The sequence below is a fragment of the Collinsella sp. HCP3S3_E5 genome (genome assembly GCF_052067635.1).
In the GTDB taxonomy this organism is placed as follows: Bacteria; Actinomycetota; Coriobacteriia; order Coriobacteriales; family Coriobacteriaceae; genus Collinsella.
The window spans coordinates 1-23,736 of the sequence record NZ_JBQHQF010000028.1 but is presented as its reverse complement, the minus strand read 5'-3'; the positions used below and the strand labels follow the sequence as shown (position 1 = coordinate 23,736).

Genomic DNA, 23,736 nt, shown 5'->3' with positions numbered 1-23,736 from the left:
TCCGATCTCCCGGGGCCGGCCGATCCGGCCCTCAGGGTATCGGGTTCCCACATTCATCCGCACATGTACGGATGAATGTGGGAGGTGTTCGGATAAAGTTGATAATCAAGGTTGGCATACGATTTTACAATCGAAGCCAAAAAGTTCTTGGTAATCCTCGCGTTGCTATGTTAGTATCTCTTTTGCCGAAAGGCGACGGGCGATTGGCTCAGGGGTAGAGCATATCCTTCACACGGATGGGGTCACAAGTTCGAATCTTGTATCGCCCACCATCAAAAGCACAGGTCAGAGGTGATAAGCCTCTGGCCTTTTTCTTTTTGACACAGAGAGTGTGATCAAAAAAGTTTCTTCAAAATTGTTCTTGCACCCTTGGAGGAGTTCCCGTATAGTACTTCTTCGCACGGGGGCGTAGCTCAGCTGGGAGAGCGCTTGACTGGCAGTCAAGAGGTCAGGGGTTCGATTCCCCTCGTCTCCACCCGAGCATTGAATGAGGCTCCAACGCAAGTTGGGGCCTTTTTTCATATAGGCACACAAGGTCAAAGGCAGGACCATGATCCTTCCGATCGAAAAGATCGTGCGTTGAATGACCATTGCGCGCATGGTAGTATTTCACGTCGTGGTGCAACGACACGCTAAATGGAACTTCTCCATTGCCTTTGCAACCACTAATATAAAGGGCTCTTGGCGCAACGGTTAGCGCAGGGGACTCATAATCCCTGGGTTCTGGGTTCGAATCCCGGAGGGCCCACCAGGTTTTTCAACAGGTCAGGCAATTTGTCTGGCCTGTTTCTTTTTCATGGCAACATTTTCTTGCAAGTAGCTTGTTTGCCCACTTCCAAACGCCTTGGGTCGCGTTCATGGCGGGAGGTCCCCGGGGGCGACCGGGCTGGAGCCGGAAAGGCGGGCTGCGGCAGCACCGCACGCCTTAGGGCGCGCCCCGCGGGCATGGCCAGGCATCGCGGACCCTCGATCCTGTGCGGGTCCGCGCCCCCGCGCCGCGACGGCGAAAGTTTTTCTAAAATTGTCCTTGCATCGCCGTCCGAGTTCCCGTATAGTACTTCTTCGCACGGGGGCGTAGCTCAGCTGGGAGAGCGCTTGACTGGCAGTCAAGAGGTCAGGGGTTCGATCCCCCTCGTCTCCACCCGAGCATTGAATGAGGCTCCAACGCAAGTTGGGGCCTTTTTTCATATAGGCACACAAGGTCAAAGGCGGCACCATGATCCTCCTGGTCGACAAGATCGAAAAAAGCTTCGGCGCGCGCGTCCTCTTTAGCGGCGCGTCCTTTCAGATCAACCCCGGCGAGCGCTTTGCGCTCGTGGGACCCAACGGCGCCGGCAAAACCACCATGCTCAAAATCATCATGGGTATCGACAGCCCCGACGCCGGCCAGGTCCAGTACTCCAAGGACTGTCAGGTGGGCTACCTCGAGCAGGAAACCAACCTGGAGCACAAGGACACGACCATCCTCGCCGAGGTCATGGCCGCCGCCAAGGAAATCCGCCGCATGGGTGAGCGCGCCAACGAGCTGCAAGCCCAGATCACCGAGCTCTCTGAGCAGGGCAAGGACGTCGACGCGCTCCTTAACGAGTACGGCCAGGTCCAGGACCGCTTTGAGCACTTGGGCGGCTACGAGCTCGAAAGCAATGCCCGCAAGATCCTGTCCGGTCTGGGCTTTAAGGTCACCGACTTTGAGCGCCCGTGTTCCGAGTTCTCGGGCGGCTGGCAGATGCGCATCGCGCTGGCTAAGCTCTTCCTGCGCCATCCCGACCTGCTGCTTCTGGACGAGCCCACCAACCACCTGGACCTCGAAAGCGTCCAGTGGTTGCGCGGCTTTATCGCCAACTACGACGGCGCCGTGCTCATCGTCAGCCACGACCGCGCCTTTATGGACGCCTGCGTCGACCACGTCGCCGCGCTCGAGAACCGCCGCGTGACCACCTACACCGGCAATTACAGCAGCTACCTCAAGCAGCGCGAGGACAACCTGGAGCAGATGCGCGCCAAGCGTGCCGCCCAGGAGCGCGACATCGCCCACATGCAGGTTTTCGTCGACAAGTTCCGCTACAAGCCCACCAAGGCCGCCCAGGCGCAGGAGCGCATCCGCAAGATCGAGCAGATCAAAAAGGAGCTCGTCATCCTGCCCGAGGGCCACAAGCACATCGACTTTAAGTTCCCCGATCCGCCGCGCTCCGGCGACATGGTCGTGGGCCTGGAGGGCGTGTCCAAGTCCTACGGCAACAAGCACATCTATAGCGATATCGACCTTAAGCTCTATCGCGGCGAGCATGTGGCGCTCGTCGGCCCTAACGGCGCCGGCAAGTCCACCCTCATGAAGATCATCGCCGGCCTTGAGCCGCCCACTACCGGCACGCGCGAACTAGGTACCAACGTGGGCGTGGCCTATTACGCCCAACACGCGCTCGAAGGCATGACCGAGTCCAACACCGTCCTGCAAGAAATCGACACCGTTACGCCCAAGTGGACCGTGCCGCAGCAGCGCAGCCTACTGGGCGCCTTCCTGTTTAGCGACAACGATTCTACCGAAAAGCAGGTTCGCGTTCTTTCCGGCGGCGAAAAGGCGCGTCTGGCCCTGGCTAAGATGCTCGTGGCCCCTGAGGCGCTTCTGTGCCTGGACGAGCCCACCAACCACTTGGACATCGACTCGGTGGACATGCTCGAGAACGCCCTGCAAAACTTCCCCGGCACCATTGTTCTGATCAGTCACGACGAGCACCTGGTGCGAGCCGTGGCCAACCGCGTGATCGATATCCGCGATGGCAATGTCACGGTCTATGACGGCGACTACGACTACTACCTCTACAAGCGCGAGGACCTCGCAGCCCGCGCCGCCGCCGAGGCTGCAGGGGAGAGCACACCTTCCGCGGCCAAGCCCACCAAAGCCAGCGCCGCCCAGGCCGATACCCCCGCAGCAGCGCCTAAGCCGGCCGAGGGCAAAAAGACCAAGGAGCAAAAGCGCGCCGAGGCCCAGGCCCGCGCTGCGCTCAACAAAAAGCTCAAGGGCGTGCGCAACCAGCTCAAGAAGATCGAGGCCGAGCTCGACAAAAAGCGTGCCCGCTATGACGAGCTTATGGAATTGATGGCGAGCGAAGAGCTTTATGCCGATCAGGATAAGTTCAACGCCGCGCTGGGGGAATATAACGGCCTTAAGCAAGAGCTGCCCAAGCTCGAGGACGAATGGCTCGAGCTTTCCACCCAGATCGAAGAGGAGACTGCGCGTGAACTCTCGTAAGGCCGCTGCCGTGGCGATGAGCATCATCGCCATCGCGTGCCGCATCTGCGGCATCTTTATGAGCGCGATGACTGTGCTGCTGTGCTTTAGCGGCCTCACCGCCAAGCTGCAGATTGTGGGCTTTGTCGTTGAGCTTTCGCGCGCGCTGCCGAGCGCTATCGCGGGCTACGGCGTCATCACATCGCCCTTTGGCGGTGTGTTCCGCCTGGATTACGCCATCGTTGCCGTCATCCTGTTTGTGGCCGACCACCTGCTTACGCGCGCCTCGCGCCGCGTCCGCTAAGGGATCGTTATGTCCAGCAGCTACTTCATGAACCTACTTGCCAGCGCCGTCGCCGTCATCGTGGGCATCGTGATCCACGAGAGCGCACACGCCGCCGCAGCCTGGGCGCTTGGCGACAAGACGGCCCGTTCGCGCGGCCGCGTCTCGCTCAACCCGCTCAACCACATCGATCCGTTTGGCACCGTCCTTCTGCCGCTGCTCATGCTCGCCGCCGGCGGCCCGGTGTTTGCCTTTGCCAAGCCGGTGCCCGTGTACCTCAACAACCTCAAGCACCCCAAGCGTGACGAGGTCTTGGTGAGCGCAGCCGGCCCCGTATCGAACATCGCACTGGCGTGCCTTGCGGCCGCCATCATGCACGCAGCATACGGCAACCTCTACACCAGCATGTCCTTTGCCGTAGCGTCCCAAATCATGAACTTCGGCGCCACCTTTATCGTGGTCAACCTGTCGCTTGCGTTCTTTAACCTCATCCCGATTCCGCCGCTTGACGGCTCGTCTATCATCGTGCCGTTTCTCAAAGGCAAGGCACTCGCCAACTACTACCAACTTCAGCAATACGCCATGCCGATTCTTATCATTGTGCTGTATCTACTGCCCATGTGGACCGGTATCGATGTGATCGGCCGCTATTTCGACGTTACCGTGTATCCGCTGGCGGAGCAGCTGCTCAACTTCGCAATCGCCGGCATCTAAGGTAAACTTACAGGTCGACCGTGCAAAACGGTCGCAACATGCACCCAAACCGCGCCGCGAAGGCGCCGTCAAAGGAGGTCGAAGATGTCGTATCGCGTGTCGACGCAGGTCTACAGCGGACCGTTCGACCTGCTGCTGCAGTTGGTAACCCGCCAAAAAGTTGATATCGGCGCCATCTCTATCAGCGAGGTGGCCGAGCAGTACCTGGCCGAGGTCGAGCGTATTGAGGCGCTGGACCTGGACGTGGCGAGCGACTTTTTGCTGGTCGCGGCAACCCTTTTGGACATCAAGGCCGCCTCGCTGGTGCCGCAGGAGGCCCCGCGCAAAGCCGACGACGATGACGAGATTGACGAAGACCTCGAAGAGCTCAGCGCACTCGACGGCGACGCCCTGCGCGAGGTCCTGATCCAGCGCCTGATCGCCTACAAGCAGTTTAAGGGCGCGGCGGCGGCTCTTGGCGCGCGCATGCAGGCCGAAAGCCGCATGCATCCGCGTGTGGCCGGTCCCGACCCCGAGTTTTTGGGCCTTATGCCCGACTACCTGGCCGGCATTACCCTGCGTGGCCTCGCCGTCATCTGCGCCGACCTGGACGGCAAGCGCCAGACCTTCCTGCTGGAGGCCGAGCACGTAGCGCCGCATCGCGTGCCGCTCGATCTGACCGTGGCCTCGGTCGACCGCTTTACCATGGCGCACCAAACCTGTACCTTCCGCGAGCTGTTGGACGGCGACGCCGCCACCGAGCAGCTCGTCGTCACCTTCCTGGCCATGCTGGAGCTCGCCAAGCGCGGCTCGCTCACCCTGAGCCAGGACGAGATCTTTGGAACCATCCGCATCAACCGCGTCGAGGGCGCCGAGGCCTACGTGCCCGGCGAGGGCCCCGAGCTCACCGAATAGGAGCGGCAACCATGTCAACCCTTTCTACGCTAGAGGCAAACAGCCTCAAAGGCGCCCTCGAGGCGCTGTTGCTGGTTTCGAGCGATCCGGTGAGCGCGCCCGCGCTGGCAGATGCGCTGGATATCGCCCCGGGCGAGTGTGCGTCGCTTTTGGCCGAGCTCAAAGTTGAGTACGAGGAGGCCAACCGCGGCTTTCAGCTGCGCGAGGTCGCCGGCGGCTGGCGCCTGTTTACGCATCCTGCCTACCACGATGTGGTCGAGTCCTATGTGCTGAGCTGGGATACGCAAAAACTGTCGCAGGCGGCACTCGAGACTCTTGCTGTGATCGCCTACCACCAGCCCGTCACGCGCGAGGTGGTCAAGGGCATCCGCGGCGTCAACTCCGACGGCGTCATCGCGTCGCTCGTTGACAAGGGTCTGGTGCGCGAGCTCGGCCGCGACCCCCAGCGCGGTCAGGCCATCATTTACGGCACGACCAACGCCTTTTTGGAGAAGTTTGGTCTGCGCTCCACCCGCGACCTGCCCGATCTGGAGCAGTTTGCCCCCGACGAGCAGTCGCGTCAATTTATCCGCGAGCGCCTGAGCGGCCGCAGCATTCAGTCTACGCTCGAGGAGCAGGTCGAGGACCTGGACGAAGAGCGCGAGCTGCTGGATACCGATGTTGAGGATGTCGAGGCAGTCGGTGGCGAGGAAACACTTGCCACCGACGACGCTGCGGAGGATACGCATGACGAGGACTAACGAGGCAGGGGAGACGCGCGTCGCCGGTGCCACGGGCGCACCCGCGACCGACCCCCAGCCCGTCTACCCGCACACCATGCGCCTGCAGCGTTTTTTGGCGCGCGCGGGTGTTGCGAGCCGCCGCGGCTCGGAGGACCTGATGACCGCCGGCCGCGTGACTGTCAACGGCCAGATCGCGACCGAACTGGGCACCAAGGTCGATGTGGACCGCGACCATATCGAGGTTGACGGCATGCCCGTCAAGCTCAACCAGGGCGCCGTGTACCTGATGCTCTACAAGCCGACCGGCTACCTCACCACCATGAGCGATCCGCAGGAGCGCCCCTGCGTGGCCGACCTGGTCCCGCGCGACCGCTTTCCGGGGCTCTTCCCGGTGGGCCGCCTGGACCGCGACACCACGGGCCTTTTGCTCTTTACCACCGACGGCGACCTGTCGCAGGACCTGCTGCACCCCAGCAAGCACGTCTACAAGACCTACCAGGCGCTCGTGGACGGCCACCTGACCGATCGCGACTTGGAACCGCTGCGCCGCGGCATCGAGCTCGACGACGGCCTGTGCCAGCCGGCGATCTGCCGCGTCATTACCGCGCGCGAGGCCGAGGCGGTGGCTCCGCAGGGTGTGAAGCCCGGCACCACCGCCGTGGAGGTCATCATCCGCGAGGGGCGCAAGAACCAGGTCAAGCGCATGCTGAGCAAGATCCACCACCCGGTGATCCGCCTGCACCGCTGCAACTTTGCCGGCCTGGAGCTCAAGGACGTGGCCAAGGGCTCGTGGCGCGAGCTCACCGACCGCGAGGTGCAGATCCTCAAGGCCGGCGGCATCCCGCCCAAGCAGGCCGGTGCCAAGCGCGGCGCTGCGCCGGCGACCAACACCGCGACCCGCACGCGCCACCACGGCAGCCACGGCTCCGCGCCCAAGCGCAACACCTACCGCGAGCGCTACACGGGCTAGCCAGTCCGCCAAGCCGCAGCGCCCGCGTCCCATACCAGCACGTCAACCACCGAAAGGAAGCATTGCATGATCGTCGCCATCGACGGCCCCGCCGGTTCCGGCAAGTCCACCATCGCCAAGGAGATCGCCCGCCAGCTGGGCTTTAACAAGCTCGACACGGGCGCCATGTATCGCGCCGTCACCTTCGCCGCGCTCGACCGCGGCATCGATCTAGACGACGAGGCTGCCATCGACGACCTCGCCGAGCAGATCGAGATCCGCTTTACCAACGGCACCGGCGAGGACACCCGCCTGACCATTGACGGCCAGGACGCCTCGGCTGCCATTCGCACCCCGCAGGTGGACGCCAACGTCTCCAAGGTCTCGGCCTACCCGGGCGTACGCGCCGCCATGCTCATCCATCAGCGTCGCGCCGCCCAGGACCGCGATATCGTGGCCGAGGGCCGCGACATCGGCACCGTTGTGTTCCCCAACGCGCAGGTCAAGGTGTTCCTGACCGCCGACCCACGCGAGCGCGCCCGTCGCCGCGTGCTGCAGCGCCACCAAAACGACGCCCAGCCGCTCACCGAAGAGCAGCTCGAGGCCGAGGTCGACGAAACCCTCGACGCCCTCAAGCAGCGCGACAAGCTCGACAGCAGCCGTGAGGTCGCGCCGCTCGTGCCTGCCGAGGACGCCGTGCATGTCGACTCCACCGCACATACCATCGACGAGGTCGTCTCGATAATCGAGGACCTCATCAACCAAAGGAGGTAGCTCATGCGCCTGTTTAAGCAGACGCCCGAGGATTACTACAACGCGCCTTATGCCGAGTTCCCCGTGCTCATCCGTGGCACCGTCTTCGTGGTCATGGGCATCCTGTGGGTCTTCTCCAAGCTCATGTGGCGCTGGAAGGTAGAGGACAGCGACCTGCTGTTTGAGCGCCAGGAAGGCCGCGGCAGCGTGGTCATCTGCAACCACACCTCGATGGCCGAGCTCCTGGCTGTAGAGACGGCGCTATTCTTTGGCGGCCGCCGCGTTCGCCCCATCTTTAAGTCCGAGTTTGCCAAGAGCAGGATCGTGCGCTGGGCCTTTAGCCGCGTGGGCGGCATCCCCGTCGAGCGCGGCACCGCCGACATGAAGTGCCTGCGCGCCGCCCAGCACGCGCTGCAGCGCGGCGAGGACGTCCTGATCTTCCCCGAGGGCACGCGCATCCGCTCGCGCGAGATTAAGCCCGAGGTCCACGGCGGCTTTGCGCTCATTGCCCAGATGGGCAAGGCGCCCGTCAACCCGCTCGCCATCTGCGGCTGGTCCGATATTACGCCTGCGGGCAAAAAGCTCATGCGCCCCAAAAAGTGCTGGATTCGTGCCGGCAAGGCTATCTCGCTATCCGATGCACCGGCCGAGCTCAAGCGCAAGGAGCGCCTGGCATGGTTTGAGTCCGAGGCCATGAGCCGCGTCTACGCCATGCGCGACGACCTGTGCGCCGAGCACCCCGGCAGGTTCTAGCCATGGGCGAGAACGTCATGAATACCGCCTCGGCCGCGTCCGACCAGGCCGCCGCCCCCACCATCGAAATCGCAGCGCATGCCGGTACCTGCTACGGCGTACAGCGTGCGCTCGACATGGCGCTGGCCGCCGCGCCGCAGGTAGGGGAGAGCGCTCAGGTCCACACCCTGGGTCCGCTCATCCATAACCCCATCGTGGTGCGCGAGCTCGCCGAGGCAGGCGTCGGTCTGGCAGACACCTTGGACGACGCCGCATCGGGCACCGTGGTCATTCGCGCGCACGGCGTGGTGCCGCAGGTAATCGAGGCCGCTCGCGAGCGCGGCCTTACCGTGGTCGATGCCACCTGCCCCTACGTCAAGAAGGTCCATGTGGCGGCCGAGCGCCTGGTGCGCGAGGGCTACCGTGTGATCGTCGTGGGCGAGCCGGGCCACCCCGAGGTCGAAGGCATCCTGGGCCACGCCGGCGATGACGCGCAGGTCGTGAGTTGCGCCGCCGATGCGGACGCGCTGCCGCTCAAGGGCAAGGTGGGCCTGGTTGTGCAGACCACCCAAACCGCGCAGAACCTGGCCGAGGTCGTGGCCTCCATCACCCCGCGCGTGCAGGAGCTGCGTGTGATCAACACCATCTGCGCTGCCACGAGCGAGCGACAGCAGGCGGCCGCCTCACTTGCCAACCGCTGCGACTGCATGGTCGTCGTGGGCGGCAAAAATTCGGGCAATACGCGCCGCCTGGCACAGATTTGTGCCGATGTCTGCGAGCACACCCATCACATCGAGGAAGCATCCGAGATTGAGGCCGCATGGTTTGCCAACGCGCGCCGCATCGGCATCACCGCCGGAGCCTCAACTCCGCAAGAACACATCGAACGCGCCGTTGCGCGCATCAAGGAGCTTTGTCGCTAATCATGGACCAGACCGTACCCGCATACGCCGCCGAGGTGGCCGATTACGGGCGCAGCCGCGACCCCGAGCCGGGTGAGGGCGCGCTCGTAAAGAACGTGCGTCCCGAATCGCCCGCATGGGATGTGGGTATTGAGCCGGGCATGCGCGTGCTCACGGTCAACGGCGAGCGACTCACCGACATGATCGTGTGGCTCTGGGAGGCCGACGAGGACACCGTCGAACTTGAGGTTCTCGACCCGAGCGACGGCACCGTCACCCCCGTCGAGCTCGATCGCTTTCCCGGCGAGGACTGGGGCCTTGAGTTCGACGGCCCCATCTTTGACGGCATGCGTACCTGTGTGAACGCCTGCGTGTTCTGCTTTATGACCATGCTGCCCAAGGGCGGCCGCTCCACGCTGTATATTCGTGACGATGATTACCGCTTGAGCTTTTTACAGGGCAACTTTGTCACGCTGACCAATCTTTCCGACGAGGACGTGCAAAACGTTATCGACCGCAACATGAGCCCCATGAACGTGTCGGTCCATGCCGTAAGCCCCGACGTCCGCCGCCGCATGATGGGCCGTAACGCCCAGCGCGGCATGGACGTGCTCGAGGCCATCATGGCCGCCGGCATCGAGATTCACGCGCAGATCGTTTTGTGCCCCGACATGAACGACGGCGAGGAGCTGGAAAAGACCCTACGCTTTTGCGAGGAACACGAGCAGATCACGAGCCTGGGCATTGTGCCACTGGGCTTTACCAAGCATCAGAGGCGCTTTACCTGGTCATACAGCGACAAGCCCGAGCTCGCGCGCGAAACCATTGCCATGATCCGTCCCTTCCAGGATCGTGCCTACAAGCGCTTTGGCCGCCACACCTTCCAGATGAGCGATGAGTTCTATCTGGACGCCGGCATAGAGCCGCCCCAGGCCGATTTTTACGACGGCTACCCGCAGTATTACGACGGCATCGGTATGATCCGCTCGTATCTGGACGAGACCGACGACGTTCTTGCCGCCGACGCCGAGCGTCTGGCCCGCGTCCGCGAGGCAATCGCCTCCCGTGGCCAGCGCCTCCTGTGCCTCTCCGGCGCCAGCGCGCGCGACACCGTGGCGCGCTTTGTGGAGTCGCCACGGGGCCTTGCCGGCACCGTCACCGCTATCGAAAACCGTTACTTTGGCGGCAACGTGGATGTGACCGGCCTCATCGTCGCCTGCGACATTCTGGAGCAGCTGCCGCAGGACCTCTCGGGGGTTATGCTCTTTGTGCCTAAGCTCATGTTCAACGCTGACGGCATGACGCTTGACGAGTATCATCGTGACGATTTACTCGCAAGCCTTGAAGCTCGCGGCGCCGAGGTTCATGTGGTGTCAACCATGCCGCATGAGCTGCTCGATACCCTGGAGCATATCCTTGGCATTGTGCCCGCAGGCTCTACCAATTCCGCTGACCCTACCCATTAAAGGAGTGCAGATGAAACCTATCGTCGCCGTCGTCGGACGCCCCAACGTGGGCAAGTCCACGCTCGTTAACCGCCTGGCCCAGACCTCGGACGCCATCGTCCATGAGTCCCGCGGCGTAACGCGCGACCGCTCCTACCACACGGCCGATTGGAACGGCCGCGAGTTCACCATCGTCGACACGGGTGGCATCGAGCCGCTCAAGAGCGATGACGTCTTTGCCACGTCCATCCGCGACCAGGCCCTCGCCGCCGCCGAGGAAGCCGCCGTCATCCTGTTTGTGGTCGACGGCCGCACCGGCGTCACCGAGGAGGATGAGTCGGTCGCCCGCATGCTCAAGCGCTGCGACAAGCCGGTCTTTCTGCTGGTGAACAAGCTCGACAACCCCGATCGCGAAAACGACAGCATCTGGGAGTTTTATTCGCTCGGCATCGGCGAGCCAACGCCGCTCTCGGCACTGCACGGCCACGGCACGGGTGACCTGCTCGACGACATCGTTGCCCTGTTGCCCGAGGAGGAGGACGAGGTCGCCGACGAGTTCCCCGACGCGCTGAACGTCGCCATCATCGGCCGCCCCAATGCCGGTAAGTCCTCGCTGTTCAACCGCATCCTGGGCGCCGACCGCTCTATCGTGTCAAACATCGCCGGCACGACGCGCGACGCCATCGACACCGTCGTGGAGCGCAACGGCAAGCACTACCGCATGGTCGACACCGCGGGCATTCGCAAGAAGAGCACCGTGTACGAGAACATCGAGTACTACTCCATGGTCCGCGGCCTGCGCGCCATCGACCGTGCTGACGTGGCACTGCTCGTCGTCGACGCCTCCGTGGGCGTTACCGAGCAGGACCAGAAGGTCATGGGCTTGGCCATCGAACGCGGCTGCGCCATCGTCGTTCTGCTCAACAAGTGGGATCTGCTCGACGACGACCGCAAGCGCGAGGCCTGCATGGAGACCGTCGACCGCCGTCTGGGCGTCATGGCTCCCTGGGCCCAGTACCTGCGCATCTCGGCCCTGACCGGCCGCAGCGTCGAGAAGATCTGGGCAATGGTCGACGCCGCCGAGAAGACGCGCTCGCAAAAGATCACCACCTCGCGCCTCAACACCTTCCTCACCGACCTGCGCGAGTTTGGCCACACCGTGGTGGACGGCAAGCGTCGCCTGCGCATGCACTACGTGACCCAGACGGGCGTCAACCCGCCGACGTTTACGTTCTTCGTCAACCACAGCGACCTGGTCAACGACACCTACCAGCGCTATGTGGAGAACCGTATGCGTTCGACCTTCGATTTTTCCGGCACGCCCATTCGACTCTTCTTTAGGAAGAAGGAGCAAAAGGATGCATAATCCGATTCTGCTGACCGCCATCTGCGCCGTGGTCTCGTTCTTTATCGGAGCGATTCCGTTTGGCCTGATCCTGGGCCGCGTGTTCAACCACACGGATATTCGCAAGGCGGGTTCCGGCAACATCGGCACCACCAACGCCCTGCGCGTAGCCGGCCCCAAGGTCGCCGCGCTCACGCTGCTGCTCGACTGCTTGAAGGGCGCCATCTGCGTCCTTATCGCGCGTCCGCTCATCGCGAGCGTGGGCTATGGCTTCCCGGTGAGCATCATGGCTCCCGGTGCCGCCGGCGACTGGATGCTCGGCGTCATTTGCCTGGCTGCCGTGTGGGGACACATCTTCTCGCCCTACCTTAACTTCCGTGGCGGCAAGGGCATCGCCGTGGGGCTGGGCGTCATACTCGCCTGGTACTGGCCCATCGGACTTTCGCTGCTGGGCATGTTTATCGTGGCCGTCGCCATCACCAAGTATGTGTCGGTGGGATCGCTTGCCGCGGCCATCGGTCTTCCCATCGCCGCCTGCGCGGTCTTTCCGTACAGCAGCCTGGGGCTCAAGTTTTGCATGGCGATGATCGGCATCACCGTGGTGTGGGCCCATCGCGCGAACATCAAAAAGCTCATGACGGGTAAGGAATCCAAGCTCTCGTTTACCAAGCGCGTCACCGAGCCCGACGATAAGTAGGAGAGAGTCATGAATGTTGCGCTGATTGGCTCCGGCTCCTGGGGAACCGCCGTCGCCGGCCTTGCCGCCGCGCGAGCCGAGCGCGTGACCATGTGGGCCCACAGCGAGCAGACGGCCGCCGGCATTAACGGCGAGCACCGCAACCCGCGCTATCTGGTGGACTACGTGCTGCCGGAAAACGTTGTCGCCACGACGGACCTGGCCCAGACGCTCGACGGTGCCGATGCGATCATCTTTGCCGTGCCTTCGACGCACCTGCGCGACGTGTGCCATCGGGCAGCGCCCTTTATCGATACCGAAACTCCGGTCCTCTGCCTCACCAAGGGCATCGAGCCCGAGTCCGGCATGCTCATGAGCGAGGTCATCGCCAGCGAGATCGGCAACGAGGCGCGTGTGGCGGCGCTCTCGGGCCCCAACCATGCCGAGGAGATATGCCGCGGCGGACTTTCCGCCGCCGTCATCGCCAGCAAAGACTCGCAGGTAGGGGAGACCTTTAAGGACATGCTCCTATCCACGGCCTTCCGCATCTACCTGTCGCAGGACATGACCGGCGTCGAGGTTTGCGGTGCCATGAAAAACGTCATCGCCATCGTGTGCGGCATCTCCGCCGGTACCGGCGCGGGCGACAACACGCTCGCCCTTATCATGACGCGCGGCCTGGCAGAAATCAGCCGACTGGCGCACGCCCGCGGCGGCCAGGCCATGACGTGCATGGGTCTTGCCGGCATGGGCGACCTCATCGCCACCTGCACCTCCGAGCATTCGCGCAACCGCACCTTCGGCTACGAGTTTGCCCACGGCGTATCGCTCGACGAGTACCAGGCGCGCACGCATATGGTGGTCGAGGGCGCCGTCGCCGCCCGCAGCGTGAGCGAGCTCGCCCGTTCGCTGGGCGTAGACATTCCGCTCACCTTTGCCGTGGAGCAAACGCTCTACAACGGTGTTACTTTGGATAGGGCGCTCGAGATCCTTACCGACCGCGTCCCCTCTCAAGAGTTCTACGGACTCACCGACTAGCGCAGAAAGGCTACTACCATGGGTTCCATCAAAATCGCTCCGTCCGTCCTCTCAGCCGACATGGCCAACCTCAAGGGCGAGCTCGACAAGATCGCCGGCGCCGACTATGTGCACTTCGACGTCATGGACGGTCACTTTACCGGTAACCTCACCTTTGGCGTCGATATCCTCAAGGCCGTCAAGCGCTCCACCAAGGTGCCGGTCGACGCGCACCTGATGGTGTCGAACCCCGACGAGACCGTCGATTGGTACGCCGACGCCGGCGCCGATATGATCACCGTGCACTACGAGGCCTCCACGCACCTGCACCGCACGCTCACGCATCTGCAGCAACGCGGCGTCAAGGCCGGCGTGGTGCTCAACCCCGCCACGCCCGTCTGCGTGCTCGAGAGCATTATCGAGGTCGTCGACATGGTGCTGCTCATGAGCGTGAACCCCGGCTTTGGCGGCCAGAGCTTTATCCCGGGCACGCTGCATAAGCTCCACGAGCTCAAGGCCATGTGCGAGCGCCACGGTGTGTCGCCCATGATCGAGGTCGACGGCGGCATCTCTTCCAAAAACATCGCCGAGGTCGTCAAGGCCGGTGCCAACGTACTCGTAGCCGGCTCCGCCGTATTTAAGTCCGAAGATCCCGCCGCCGAGGTTGCGCTGCTGCAGAAGCTGGGCAACGAGGCCGCACAGGAGGCATAAACCCTTATGACCGCAGGTCAAAACCGCATACCCGTGAATCTTGACTATGCCGCCTCGACGCCCATGCGCGCCGAGGCGCTCCTTGCGCAGCGCGAGTACGACGAAAGCGAGCTTGCCGGCGTCAACCCCAACTCGTTGCACTCGCTCGGCCGCAAGGCTGCCGCACGTCTGGAGGTTGCACGCCGCGAGATCGCCCGCAGCTTTGGCGCGCGCGTTCGCCCGTCCGAGATTGTCCTAACCAACGGCGGTACCGAGGCCAACCAGCTGGCGCTCCTCGGACTTGCCGAGGGTGCTCGTCAGCGCGATCGTAAGCGCGATCGTGTAATCGTTTCGGCCATCGAGCACGATTCGATTCTGGACAACCTGCCGCTGCTGCGTGCCGCCGGCTTTACCGTCGACCTGGTGCAGCCCTGCCGTGCGGGCTACATCGAGCCTGCCGAGCTGAGCGACTTGTTGGGCGACGACGTCGCGCTCGTGAGCATCATGGTCGCCAACAACGAGACCGGCGTGGTACAGCCTATCCGCGAGCTTGCCACGGCTGCGCACACCGCGGGCGCCCTGTTCCACACCGATGCCATCCAGGGCTATCTGCATATTCCGCTCGATGTGACCGAGCTGGGCGTCGATGCTATGACCGTTGCAGCACACAAGATTGGCGGTCCTGTGGCATCCGGCGCGCTCTACGTTAAGACCCGCACGCCGCTGCGCCCCCGCATCTTTGGCGGAGGACAGGAAGCCGGACGTCGTGCCGGCACGCAGGACCTGCGCACGCAGCTGGCCTTTGCCGCTGCCGCCTCGTCTCTGGCGCCCCATGTGGCTCAGGAGCGCGAGAAGCTGCAAGCCCTTTCCGACAAGCTCTACGCCACGCTCACGGCCCATCCGCGCATCCACGCTACCATGGGCGACTACACGCAGGCCGACCGTCTTCCCGGCATGGTATCAATCTATATTGACGGCATGGACTCCGAGGAGCTCATCATCAAGCTCGATGCCGCTGGTTTTGAGGTTTCGGCCGGATCGGCTTGCTCGAGCGGCAGCATGGACCCGAGCCACGTGCTGAGCGCCATGGGCATTGGTCGCGAGCAGGCGCTGGGCGCACTGCGCATCTCCTTCGATGACCGCGTGAATCCGAGCGATCTGGACGACTTTGCTCAGACGCTGCTCTCGATCGTAGGTGCCGCATGATCGTCGCCGAGCTCGAGCGCGCCCTGCTGGCACGCTATCCCAAGACGGACGCCGAGCCCTGGGACCACGTAGGCTTATCCGTTGGCGACCCCGACGACGAGATCCGCGGCGTTGCCTGCGCGCTTGACGCTACCAGGCACAACGTGCAGCGCGCCTTGGAAGCCGGAGCCAACGTGTTGCTCACGCATCATCCCGTCTACATCAAGGCGCCCGAATCGTTTTGCCCGCCCAGCGCAACGCGCCCCCAATGCAGCGCGGCGCTCTACGAGGCGGCCCTCTGCGGGGTGAGCATTATCTCGCTCCACACCAACCTGGACCGCTCGCACGAGGCACGCATCTGCCTAAGTAAGCTGTTGGACGCCGTGCCCGATAGCTCGCTGGAGCACGTGGACGACCCCGAGTCGACCGGCCTGGGCGCGCTTGCGACACTCAACGACCCGTGCACGCTGCGCGATCTTGCCGCCCGTGCTGCCACGGCCTTTGGCAGCGACCCACGCGTATGGGGCGTTGCCGAGCGTCCGTGCCGCACCGTCGCCATTCTGGGCGGCTCCCTCGGCGACTTTGGCGAGCTTGCCATCGCCGCCGGTGCAGATGTCATCGTGACGGGCGAGGCAGGCTATCACGTGGCGCAAGACCTTGCCTTGCGCGGGCTGAGCGTGATCTTGCTCGGCCACGACCGCTCCGAGGAGCCGTTCGTGGATATCTTGATGAACTCTGCGGTTGACGCCGGGGTCGACCCCCGTCATGCGATTAAAATACTGAACCCTTGCCAATGGTGGACTGTGACAAAAGGAGAGAACTTATGAGCGCCGGCGCTACGCTACTCAAGCTGCAACAGATCGATTTGGAGCTCGCCCGCAACAAGAGCGAACTTGCCAATATGCCGGAGCTCAAGGAGCTCGCCTCAAAGCGCAAAACCTATGTAAAGCTTAAGTCCGAAATGACCAAGCTCTATGCTCAGCGCAAGGACCTCGACATTGAGCTGGACGATCTCAACACCACCGAGATCCAGACCAACAACGCCATCGAGGCCGCCAAGAAACGCCACGTCGACGGCTCTGACTACCGCGAGGTCCAGGATCTGGAAAACGAGCTCGCCACCCTGGCCAAGCGACTGGACAAGATTGAGCACACCCGCAAGGATGTCGTTGTCGCCCACAAGGAGGCGCTCGACCGTGAGGCTCGCGCGCAGGCCATCATCGCCAAATTCGAGGAGGGCGTAAAGGCCGACACCAAGGCCGCCCGTTCCAAGGCCGCCGACCTGCAGGCCCAGATTGATGCCGCCACCAAGGAGCGCACCGCGCTCGCCGCCACGCTGCCGACCGACGTGCTCACCGACTACGAGCGTCTGCTCAAGCAGTTCCGTGGCCTGGCCGTCGAGACCATTAAGGGCAACATCCCCACGGTCTGCCACACCGCGCTGCAGGCGTCGTCCATGAGCGACCTCAACCACGACGGTAGTGAGATTACGCACTGCCCGTACTGCCACCGCCTGCTCGTGCTCCCCAATAAGGAAGCCTAACAATGACGACGGCACCCGACAATTCAATGCAACTTGAGGGAAAAACGATCCTGCTGGGCATTACCGGCGGGATCGCCGCCTATAAGTCGTGCAATATCGTGCGCCTGCTGCAAAAGCGCGGCGCACGCGTCAAGGTCGTTATGAGCGAGCATGCCACCGAGTTTGTGGGCCCGCTCACCTTTCGCGCGCTCACGGGCGAGCCGGTCGCCGTGGGTCTATTCGACGACCCCTCCGACCCCATCCACCATATCTCGCTGGCGCAGGAGCCCGACTTGGTGGTCGTGGCGCCCGCGACGGCCAATATCATCGCCAAGATGGCCAACGGCATCGCCGATGACCTCATCTCCACCACGCTGCTTGCCACGCCACGTCCTATCGTGGTCGCGCCGGCCATGAACAATGGCATGTGGAAGGCGCCGGCCACGCAGGCCAACGTGACCACGCTGCGCGAGCGCGGTGTCCACGTTGTGGGTCCGGGTAGCGGCTACCTTGCCTGCGGCGATGTGGACACGGGACGCATGAGCGAGCCCGAGGACATCGTCGAGGCCGTCTGCAAGCTGCTCGACCCCGCTCCTCAGGACCTTGTGGGCAAGCGCATCGTAATCACCGCCGGCCCCACGTACGAGCCGATCGACCCCGTGCGCTTCATAGGCAACCGTTCATCGGGCAAGATGGGCATCGCCCTGGCGGGGGAGGCCGCGCGCCGCGGTGCCGCCGTCACGCTTGTGCTGGGACCGACATCGCTCGACGTTCCCCGCGGTGTAGAGTGCGTGCGCGTGCAGACCGCCGCAGAAATGCTCCAAGCTGCGCTGAGCGCCTTTCAGACGGCCGACGCGGCCATTTGTGCCGCCGCCGTCGCCGACTACACGCCTGCGGCCCCGGCGGACCATAAACTCAAAAAGGCCAACGAGCGCCTGGATCGAATTGAGCTCGTCGAGACCGTTGACATCCTGGCCGAGCTCTCACGCCAAAAGGGCGATCGCCGTGTGATCGGCTTTGCGGCCGAGACCGATAACGTCGTGGAGTACGCGCAGCGCAAACTCGTGCGCAAGGGTTGCGATGCCGTTATCGCCAACGATGTCTCGCGCGCCGATTCGGGCTTTGGGACCGATACCAACAAGGCCTGGATAGTGAGTACAGCGGGCACGCAAGAACTTCCCGTACTAACAAAACCCCAGCTCGCAGATACAATTTTAGACTTGCTTCAAAATTTGTAAAAAAGTTCTTGCACAAGGACAAAGTTTCGGGTTACTATACTCCCTGTTGCGAGCGAGAGCGGAGCAACAAACAAAAGCTTCGGGACGTGGCGCAGCTTGGTAGCGCACTTGACTGGGGGTCAAGGGGTCGCTGGTTCGAATCCAGTCGTCCCGACCAGAAGTTTGCAGGTCAGGCACCTAGTGCCTGGCTTTTTTTATCAGGAATCATCAGGGAATCACCGGAGAATCACCGGCTGTTTTTTAGCCAATAAAGACACGCCCTTCTACCTGCACTTTTGTAGAATCTCGGTTTTAATGGATCCCCCCTTCACTTTCTTTCCATATTTGTTGAATTCACTGATTCGTTTTGATTCCACATTTGTAGTCTATCTAGCCTAAATTTTTCTACATACGCGAAAATCACCTACCTGTGCCTAGCTACTGCGGCTACGACATCCAAGCCAACTGTCCCGCCCTGCTTCACTAATTCCCCGCACGTTCGCACGGAACCCCGACACCGCCCAAGGGCCGCGATACTTTTTCGATTTCTTTCGGCAGCGAGAGGAAGGCTTCCGTGCCTGCCGAAACAAGGCACTGCGCTCCAAAAAGCTAACGCCGCGGGTATTAAGCCGACACCGCTACGGTGCCACCGGCCATCGCTGCGGGCACCTGCGGCGTAATCGCCCCAGAGTCCGCCATCTGGGCCATGCCGGCGAAGTCCTAGGCGACGGCGTGAACGTGCGGCTCAGGGCGGCGTTCGCGCCGTCATTCTCGTGCGACCTCAAGAGAGTGCGTCGGCGCGGGCTCGACTAGGGCGAGCTCGCCACCGTCATCGACTTCATCGTCGAGAACGCCCCGAAGCGCTGGAGGAACTTCATAGACGCCGCATGCGCACGCTCAAGGGCGCATTGAGGGGCAGAGCTGAGGATTTGAAGATCGAGGCATGGGACTAGAAGGGAGCTCGGAATTCGCGGGCCAGGATCCGAACATCGACCCACGCGCTTGGCGATTCTTACCAGTTCAGACGGTTTGCAGGCTATTCGCGCTGCGGGAGAGACTCGCACCACTGCAGCAATGCGCTCAACATAGCGGGCTTGTCTTGCACGAACTGTTCACGCCTCACACCGCGGCGCGGCTCAAAGCGAATGTCGTAACCCCTGTTGTCCAGGTACACGTCATAGCTTTCGGGGGCGCCGGGCAGGTTCAGCGCTACATGGCGCGTGCTGCGAATGCGTTGCGGCGCCTCCGTAAGAGACTCGTTGGGCAGCTGACCGCCGCATATCTCTTCTAGTGCGCGGAAGCGGCGTCCGAAGCTCAGGTAACCGTGGCAACCGCTGTCTGCATGCCCGGCACAGCAGAACTGCGTTTTATAACCCTTATCGTTCAGTATGCGCACATGGGGCTGCAGCTCGTGGTCGATCGCTACCAGGTGATCAGGGCGCTTGCCGCATTCGCATTCGCTCAAGGGCTTAAAGCACTTCGGGCACACGAACAGCATGCACTTCATGGTTTGCTCGGACGTGAGCTCTGTGATGCCCAGGGCTGCGATTTCTGCCGCAGGGGCTTCGGGCTGCACGCAGGGGCATCCGCTTGCACGCAGAATGGCGTCGATGCACGCCACGGTGGCGCGCTCCATTTCCAGAGCGATGGCTTCGTCGCGCATTGCGCCAAACGCCTCGATGTCTTTCGTAACTGCAGAAAGCGGGGTTCGCTGAGAGATGTACACGAATGCGTTCTCTTCCCTCGCAGTGGGTTCGCCCTCAATCTTCACCGTAACGCCGGCTTTTGCATAGGTGCCGTACTGCACGCCGTTCGCTTTGTCCAGCGCCTGGACCTCACCCCGCGTGAGACCATGCCACAGCACGCCTTCCACAAACGACTCATCCTTGCGCGTGATGGTGGGACGGCCCTTCGCGTCGCACGCCAGCGTGTAGCCATAGAGCTTCGCCTTGACTGCATAAACGTGGTGGCCGCTCTCAAGTTTTTTAGCAATGCGGTCATGGCTGATGTCAAAGCCATATGCAAAGTACGGAGTTTCCGCATGCACGCGGGTGCCTACGACGTGTTCGCGCGCGCCGAACGCCGGGCCAGAGGGGCGATTAAAGTTGTGCACGTCAAACTCAGGCAGGCTGTTGCACCAGTCGAGCAGGGTGCGCAGCAGGGCTTTGCGCTGCCTTTCGAACTCATCCAGCGTAAGGGAGTAGCTAAGGTCTGCCCGCAGCGCGGGGTCGCTGCTGCGCACCGCGCGGAACCCTTCGGGGACGTCGATCTTGTAACCGAACTCGCCTGGGGTCTTGATTGACAAGTAGATGCGGTGCGACCCGCAGAAGGTGGCCTCACTCGCTTCCGTCACCCGGTAGCGCTTAGAGCGCAGGATGCGTCCGTGCTGCTGAAGGCCACGGGGGAAACGGCGTGCGTAGTAACCGGTGTAACGGCATGTGCAATCGGCGATCTGGTGACCTTCACCGCACACGAAGTCGGCGTATTCGCGTACATCGGGGAGGTCGATCTTGGCTGCGCCATACGCCGCCGACTCTTCTTGCGCGCGCAAGCGGTCCAAGCTGTCGGAGCGCATGTCGGACATCTGCGCCAAGGTTGCCTCATTGAGCTGCATCACGCGACCGGCTTCGACCACGCGGTCGATGTAATCGTACTTTTCGGTGTACTTGCGCAGCGGGGTGCGCTCAGAGATGTAGACCATCGCCTCAAGGGTTGCGGGAACCACATCGCCTTCGCGCCCGACGGTCACGGTTTCCTTGCGGTAGCAACCAGATGCAACGCCTTCGTAGCGGTCGAGAGACGCCACGTGAGAGCTATCGAGCGCCCACAGCGCGCCTTGCACATGCGACCCCTCGCGCTTGGTGATGGTGAGGTATCCGGCGGTATCGAACGCCAGCTCATAGCCGTTCAGGGTCGCTTTGCCCAGCAGCACCGCGCCGGGGCAGCGGGTTTCAACTTGATGGATGTCAAGGTTGCTGCCGTACGCGAAGTTGATGGTCGAGGGTGCAGTCTCGGGGTGACGGGCTGAGGCGTTGTTGCGCTTCTCGTTGTACTTCATGGTTCATGCCTTTCGGTGTTGCGATGGGCTTCGGTCGCTCGAGCTGATTGCAGCATACAGTCTGAAGCCGAAAAGGCGTGAAAACCTGAGATTGTCATTTTAAGAAATAGAACGAAAAGGACGGCCATGCACGAAATCGCGCAGGCAGAAAGCGCTGTTCGAGGCGCATCCTGCGAAAGGATACCCGTTCAGAAGGGTTGTTGCCAGTTTTTATCGATTCGATTTTTTACGAGCGCACGAAGAGGTTGCGTTTAGAAAAACGCAAGGGCGGCTGTTTCGCCTGTAAGCAAACATGAAATCGGCCGCAGCGGTACCGCCTGGGAGGGCGGACGAGGGACTTGGCCGCAACCTAATCCCCGGGTGCGGCTGCTACGCTAAATACTTGAGAATCGTCGACCGCCCAGTATCTGCCATCCAAAAGTTTAAACACGATATAGCTGCCGTCTTTGCTTATTTCGGCGGCGTTTACGCATTTCTGAAGATCGGCGTGGTGCGCGAAGCAGCCGACGAGCACATCTCCATTTACAAGCCCGACTTTAAGATTGAGACCCATCTTCTCATACATAACGATACGATCCGAATCGTCCACGCCCTTGCTTGAGTCGAAGTCGGGCCTTAGCCCAGCGAGGCGAACCCCTCGCTTATCCAACGCTTTGTCGATTCCGCCCTTGGCGTAGTCGCTCAGCTGGTAATAGATTCTGCGCGCGAGATCATCTGCCACGACGCGCTCTGGGTCCCCGCCTGACCGTTCCGCTCGAAACTCGCCTAATGCCGACAGCATCAGGTACACCTCATGCAATCGCAGCGGCAGAAAGATCGGGTGGGCCGTCGACTTCAGGCCGCCGCGGCTTGTCGGCTCGGCCTTGATGTAGGAGTCGCCAAAACGCACGCCGTCTGCCAGGGCGCTCAGGCGCTTTTGCACCGCCGTTCGCGAGCAGCCCAGGTACGCGGCGATCGCTTGCTGGGTCATTCCCTTATGCGCCGCTTTGAGCAGCATGAGATTTGCCTCGTCCGTGCCTATGAACGACTTGTCCAGGTTGTAGTGGCGCTTTTTTGGGGCGCCGCCGATCTCGTTGCCCTTTTCGAACAGCTCGTGCACGCTCAGGAACAATTCATGGCGGCCGTTGCTTTGGGGGCCTTCCTCTGAGTTGGCATAATCTGCCAGCGCCTTGCAAAACAAGCGATAGTTTTCGTCAGTGACGAAAGTGGGCCACTGCATGTTGTGAAAGCGTGTGCCTTCACGTGTGTCGGCGAATTTCGAATACGCAGACTCAGGATCGCAACCGACCCTTTCCGCAATTTCCGCAACTCTCATGCCAATCCCTTCCGCAACCCAATCACACGCACGAAAAACCTATCAAGCCAGAAGATTGATGTGGCAAAAAAGAAGAAGAGGCATTACACCCCTCCTTCTGGACAGCCTGCACCCCGGTTCCCTGCCTGCCAGTTCGCCCCCCGAAACCCTCGGGGCGCTGTGGGGTCGAACCCCTCCGCATGGAAAATTCTATCGCGGCCATGCCCGCTATGCGTGTCACGCACACCACGCCAAACGTCAGGTTTACCAGCCGGGACTGAGCCCTCTTTCGAGAGCAGGGTTATATTAGCATCTACAAACTCGAAAAACCCTGCCGCATTTGAGGAGTACCAAGAAAACGGTCTACACCTTGAATATCAACCTCATCCGAACACCTCCCACATTCATCCGTACATGTGCGGATGAATGTGGGAACCCGATACCCTGAGGGCCGGATCGGCCGGCCCACTAGGCACGAGCGGGACACGGTCCAGAGGATGCCGGAGCGCAGGGTCCCGTGCAGGGAGATCGCGGGGGAGCCGGGCAGGTCGCCCTAGACGGTGAGCGCCGAGGTGCCGTCGCGCCCACCCATGAAAAGAGGGTTTCTTTGCGGGCGCCGCATCCGCACGCCCCCGCAAAGAAACCCTCGCACTCGCATCTCTACCTGCGAACCCGCACGCGCCCTCGCGCACGCGCCGCGGCAGCTGCTAGTCGCGGTAGAACGAGCCCATGTAGCGGATGTACTCGTCCTCGGTGTGGTTGGCCTTCCAGTCGTGGACGGAGTCCTTGTTGCGCTGGCCGGCGATGACGGAGAGCTCCTTACCCAGCTTCTCAAAGGCCTCGTCGACGCACTCCTCGGGGGTGAGGGCGATCTTCATGACGGCCTCGCCCTGCGGGCCGCCGGGGAGGTTGGACAGCAGGCTGGGGGTTAGGGTGGTGCCGAGGGTGATGACCTCGACGTCGACACCGGTGCCCTCGCACTCGCAGGCCACGGCCTCGGTGTTTAGGGCAATCTGATTGTTGCTAGTGCGGCACCCATTCTTTTCATCTACGGAAACGAAAAATTTCAGAAAAGGCAAAGGCATGCCGACCAGCTAGGCCTACCGTTG

At 62.3% G+C, this 23,736-nt stretch carries 21 protein-coding genes and 5 tRNA genes; 23 read left to right on the top strand and 3 right to left on the bottom strand.

Going from position 1 to position 23,736, the window contains the following annotated elements; translation table 11 throughout:
* The first annotated feature begins 197 nt into the window (after positions 1 to 197).
* From ACTM82_RS08075 to ACTM82_RS07965, 23 genes are all read left to right on the top strand, one after another.
* Positions 198 to 272 (top strand) — tRNA-Val (locus ACTM82_RS08075).
* A 130-nt stretch (positions 273 to 402) separates the two neighbouring features.
* Positions 403 to 475: transfer RNA gene (locus ACTM82_RS08070), tRNA-Ala, on the top strand.
* Between the two features lie 200 nt (positions 476 to 675).
* Positions 676 to 751, top strand: a tRNA-Ile gene (locus ACTM82_RS08065).
* 317 nt (positions 752 to 1,068) lie between these two features.
* Positions 1,069 to 1,141: transfer RNA gene (locus tag ACTM82_RS08060), tRNA-Ala, on the top strand.
* A gap of 75 nt (positions 1,142 to 1,216) precedes the next feature.
* Complete coding sequence (locus ACTM82_RS08055) at positions 1,217 to 3,250, top strand: ABC-F family ATP-binding cassette domain-containing protein (protein WP_441055631.1); 2,034 nt, start codon at positions 1,217 to 1,219, stop codon at positions 3,248 to 3,250.
* Entirely contained in the window at positions 3,237 to 3,533 is a 297-nt protein-coding gene (locus tag ACTM82_RS08050) for a hypothetical protein (protein ID WP_441030907.1), read from the top strand. The genes ACTM82_RS08055 and ACTM82_RS08050 overlap by 14 nt, the downstream gene beginning before the upstream one ends.
* 9 nt (positions 3,534 to 3,542) lie before the next feature.
* Positions 3,543 to 4,226: a site-2 protease family protein gene (locus ACTM82_RS08045; RefSeq protein ID WP_441055629.1), complete on the top strand. Its 684-nt coding sequence runs from the start codon at positions 3,543 to 3,545 to the stop codon at positions 4,224 to 4,226.
* Between the two features lie 84 nt (positions 4,227 to 4,310).
* The gene (locus ACTM82_RS08040; RefSeq protein ID WP_441055627.1) at positions 4,311 to 5,120 is read left to right on the top strand and encodes a segregation and condensation protein A; all 810 of its coding nucleotides are present in this window, start codon (positions 4,311 to 4,313) and stop codon (positions 5,118 to 5,120) included.
* Positions 5,121 to 5,131: 11 nt separating this feature from the next.
* On the top strand, positions 5,132 to 5,860 hold the full coding sequence (gene scpB, locus ACTM82_RS08035) for an SMC-Scp complex subunit ScpB (RefSeq protein WP_441055625.1): 729 nt from the start codon (positions 5,132 to 5,134) through the stop codon (positions 5,858 to 5,860).
* Positions 5,847 to 6,812, top strand: a complete 966-nt coding sequence (locus ACTM82_RS08030; protein ID WP_441055623.1) for a pseudouridine synthase — start codon at positions 5,847 to 5,849, stop codon at positions 6,810 to 6,812. Before scpB ends, ACTM82_RS08030 begins: the two co-directional genes overlap by 14 nt.
* A 66-nt stretch (positions 6,813 to 6,878) precedes the next feature.
* Entirely contained in the window at positions 6,879 to 7,565 is a 687-nt protein-coding gene (cmk, locus tag ACTM82_RS08025) for a (d)CMP kinase (RefSeq protein ID WP_441055621.1), read from the top strand.
* A 3-nt stretch (positions 7,566 to 7,568) separates the two neighbouring features.
* Positions 7,569 to 8,297, top strand: coding sequence for a lysophospholipid acyltransferase family protein (locus ACTM82_RS08020; RefSeq protein WP_441055619.1), 729 nt, complete (start codon positions 7,569 to 7,571; stop codon positions 8,295 to 8,297).
* A gap of 2 nt (positions 8,298 to 8,299) precedes the next feature.
* Entirely contained in the window at positions 8,300 to 9,199 is a 900-nt protein-coding gene (locus tag ACTM82_RS08015) for a 4-hydroxy-3-methylbut-2-enyl diphosphate reductase (protein WP_441055617.1), read from the top strand.
* Positions 9,200 to 9,201: 2 nt separating this feature from the next.
* A complete protein-coding gene (locus tag ACTM82_RS08010) occupies positions 9,202 to 10,644 on the top strand; it encodes a DUF512 domain-containing protein (RefSeq protein WP_441055615.1) in 1,443 nt (480 codons plus the stop codon).
* A 10-nt stretch (positions 10,645 to 10,654) separates the two neighbouring features.
* Positions 10,655 to 11,989 (top strand): ribosome biogenesis GTPase Der, encoded by a 1,335-nt coding sequence (der, locus tag ACTM82_RS08005; RefSeq protein WP_427748050.1) that lies wholly within the window; start codon positions 10,655 to 10,657, stop codon positions 11,987 to 11,989.
* The gene (plsY, locus tag ACTM82_RS08000) at positions 11,982 to 12,665 is read left to right on the top strand and encodes a glycerol-3-phosphate 1-O-acyltransferase PlsY (RefSeq protein ID WP_427748049.1); all 684 of its coding nucleotides are present in this window, start codon (positions 11,982 to 11,984) and stop codon (positions 12,663 to 12,665) included. The genes der and plsY overlap by 8 nt, the downstream gene beginning before the upstream one ends.
* A 9-nt stretch (positions 12,666 to 12,674) precedes the next feature.
* A complete protein-coding gene (locus tag ACTM82_RS07995; protein ID WP_441055613.1) occupies positions 12,675 to 13,682 on the top strand; it encodes an NAD(P)H-dependent glycerol-3-phosphate dehydrogenase in 1,008 nt (335 codons plus the stop codon).
* A gap of 18 nt (positions 13,683 to 13,700) precedes the next feature.
* Entirely contained in the window at positions 13,701 to 14,372 is a 672-nt protein-coding gene (rpe, locus tag ACTM82_RS07990; RefSeq protein ID WP_154516454.1) for a ribulose-phosphate 3-epimerase, read from the top strand.
* A 6-nt stretch (positions 14,373 to 14,378) separates the two neighbouring features.
* Positions 14,379 to 15,557, top strand: a complete 1,179-nt coding sequence (locus ACTM82_RS07985; protein WP_441055611.1) for a cysteine desulfurase family protein — start codon at positions 14,379 to 14,381, stop codon at positions 15,555 to 15,557.
* Entirely contained in the window at positions 15,554 to 16,363 is an 810-nt protein-coding gene (locus tag ACTM82_RS07980) for a Nif3-like dinuclear metal center hexameric protein (RefSeq protein WP_441055609.1), read from the top strand. The genes ACTM82_RS07985 and ACTM82_RS07980 overlap by 4 nt, the downstream gene beginning before the upstream one ends.
* On the top strand, positions 16,360 to 17,079 hold the full coding sequence (locus tag ACTM82_RS07975) for a zinc ribbon domain-containing protein (protein ID WP_441055607.1): 720 nt from the start codon (positions 16,360 to 16,362) through the stop codon (positions 17,077 to 17,079). Before ACTM82_RS07980 ends, ACTM82_RS07975 begins: the two co-directional genes overlap by 4 nt.
* Before the next feature lie 2 nt (positions 17,080 to 17,081).
* Positions 17,082 to 18,296, top strand: coding sequence for a bifunctional phosphopantothenoylcysteine decarboxylase/phosphopantothenate--cysteine ligase CoaBC (gene coaBC / locus ACTM82_RS07970; RefSeq protein ID WP_441055605.1), 1,215 nt, complete (start codon positions 17,082 to 17,084; stop codon positions 18,294 to 18,296).
* 80 nt (positions 18,297 to 18,376) lie between these two features.
* Positions 18,377 to 18,453, top strand: a tRNA-Pro gene (locus ACTM82_RS07965).
* Positions 18,454 to 19,311: 858 nt separating this feature from the next.
* Here the strand turns inward: ACTM82_RS07965 and ACTM82_RS07960 are convergent.
* The 3 genes from ACTM82_RS07960 to ACTM82_RS07950 form a co-directional block, all read right to left on the bottom strand.
* Positions 19,312 to 21,333 carry a gamma-glutamylcyclotransferase family protein gene (locus tag ACTM82_RS07960; protein WP_441055603.1) on the bottom strand — a complete coding sequence of 674 codons (2,022 nt, stop codon included), beginning with the start codon at positions 21,331 to 21,333 and terminating at the stop codon, positions 19,312 to 19,314.
* A gap of 349 nt (positions 21,334 to 21,682) precedes the next feature.
* Positions 21,683 to 22,648, bottom strand: a complete 966-nt coding sequence (locus ACTM82_RS07955) for a helix-turn-helix domain-containing protein (RefSeq protein WP_441055601.1) — start codon at positions 22,646 to 22,648, stop codon at positions 21,683 to 21,685.
* A gap of 686 nt (positions 22,649 to 23,334) precedes the next feature.
* Positions 23,335 to 23,706 carry a hypothetical protein gene (locus ACTM82_RS07950; RefSeq protein ID WP_441088536.1) on the bottom strand — a complete coding sequence of 124 codons (372 nt, stop codon included), beginning with the start codon at positions 23,704 to 23,706 and terminating at the stop codon, positions 23,335 to 23,337.
* Positions 23,707 to 23,736 lie beyond the last annotated feature (30 nt).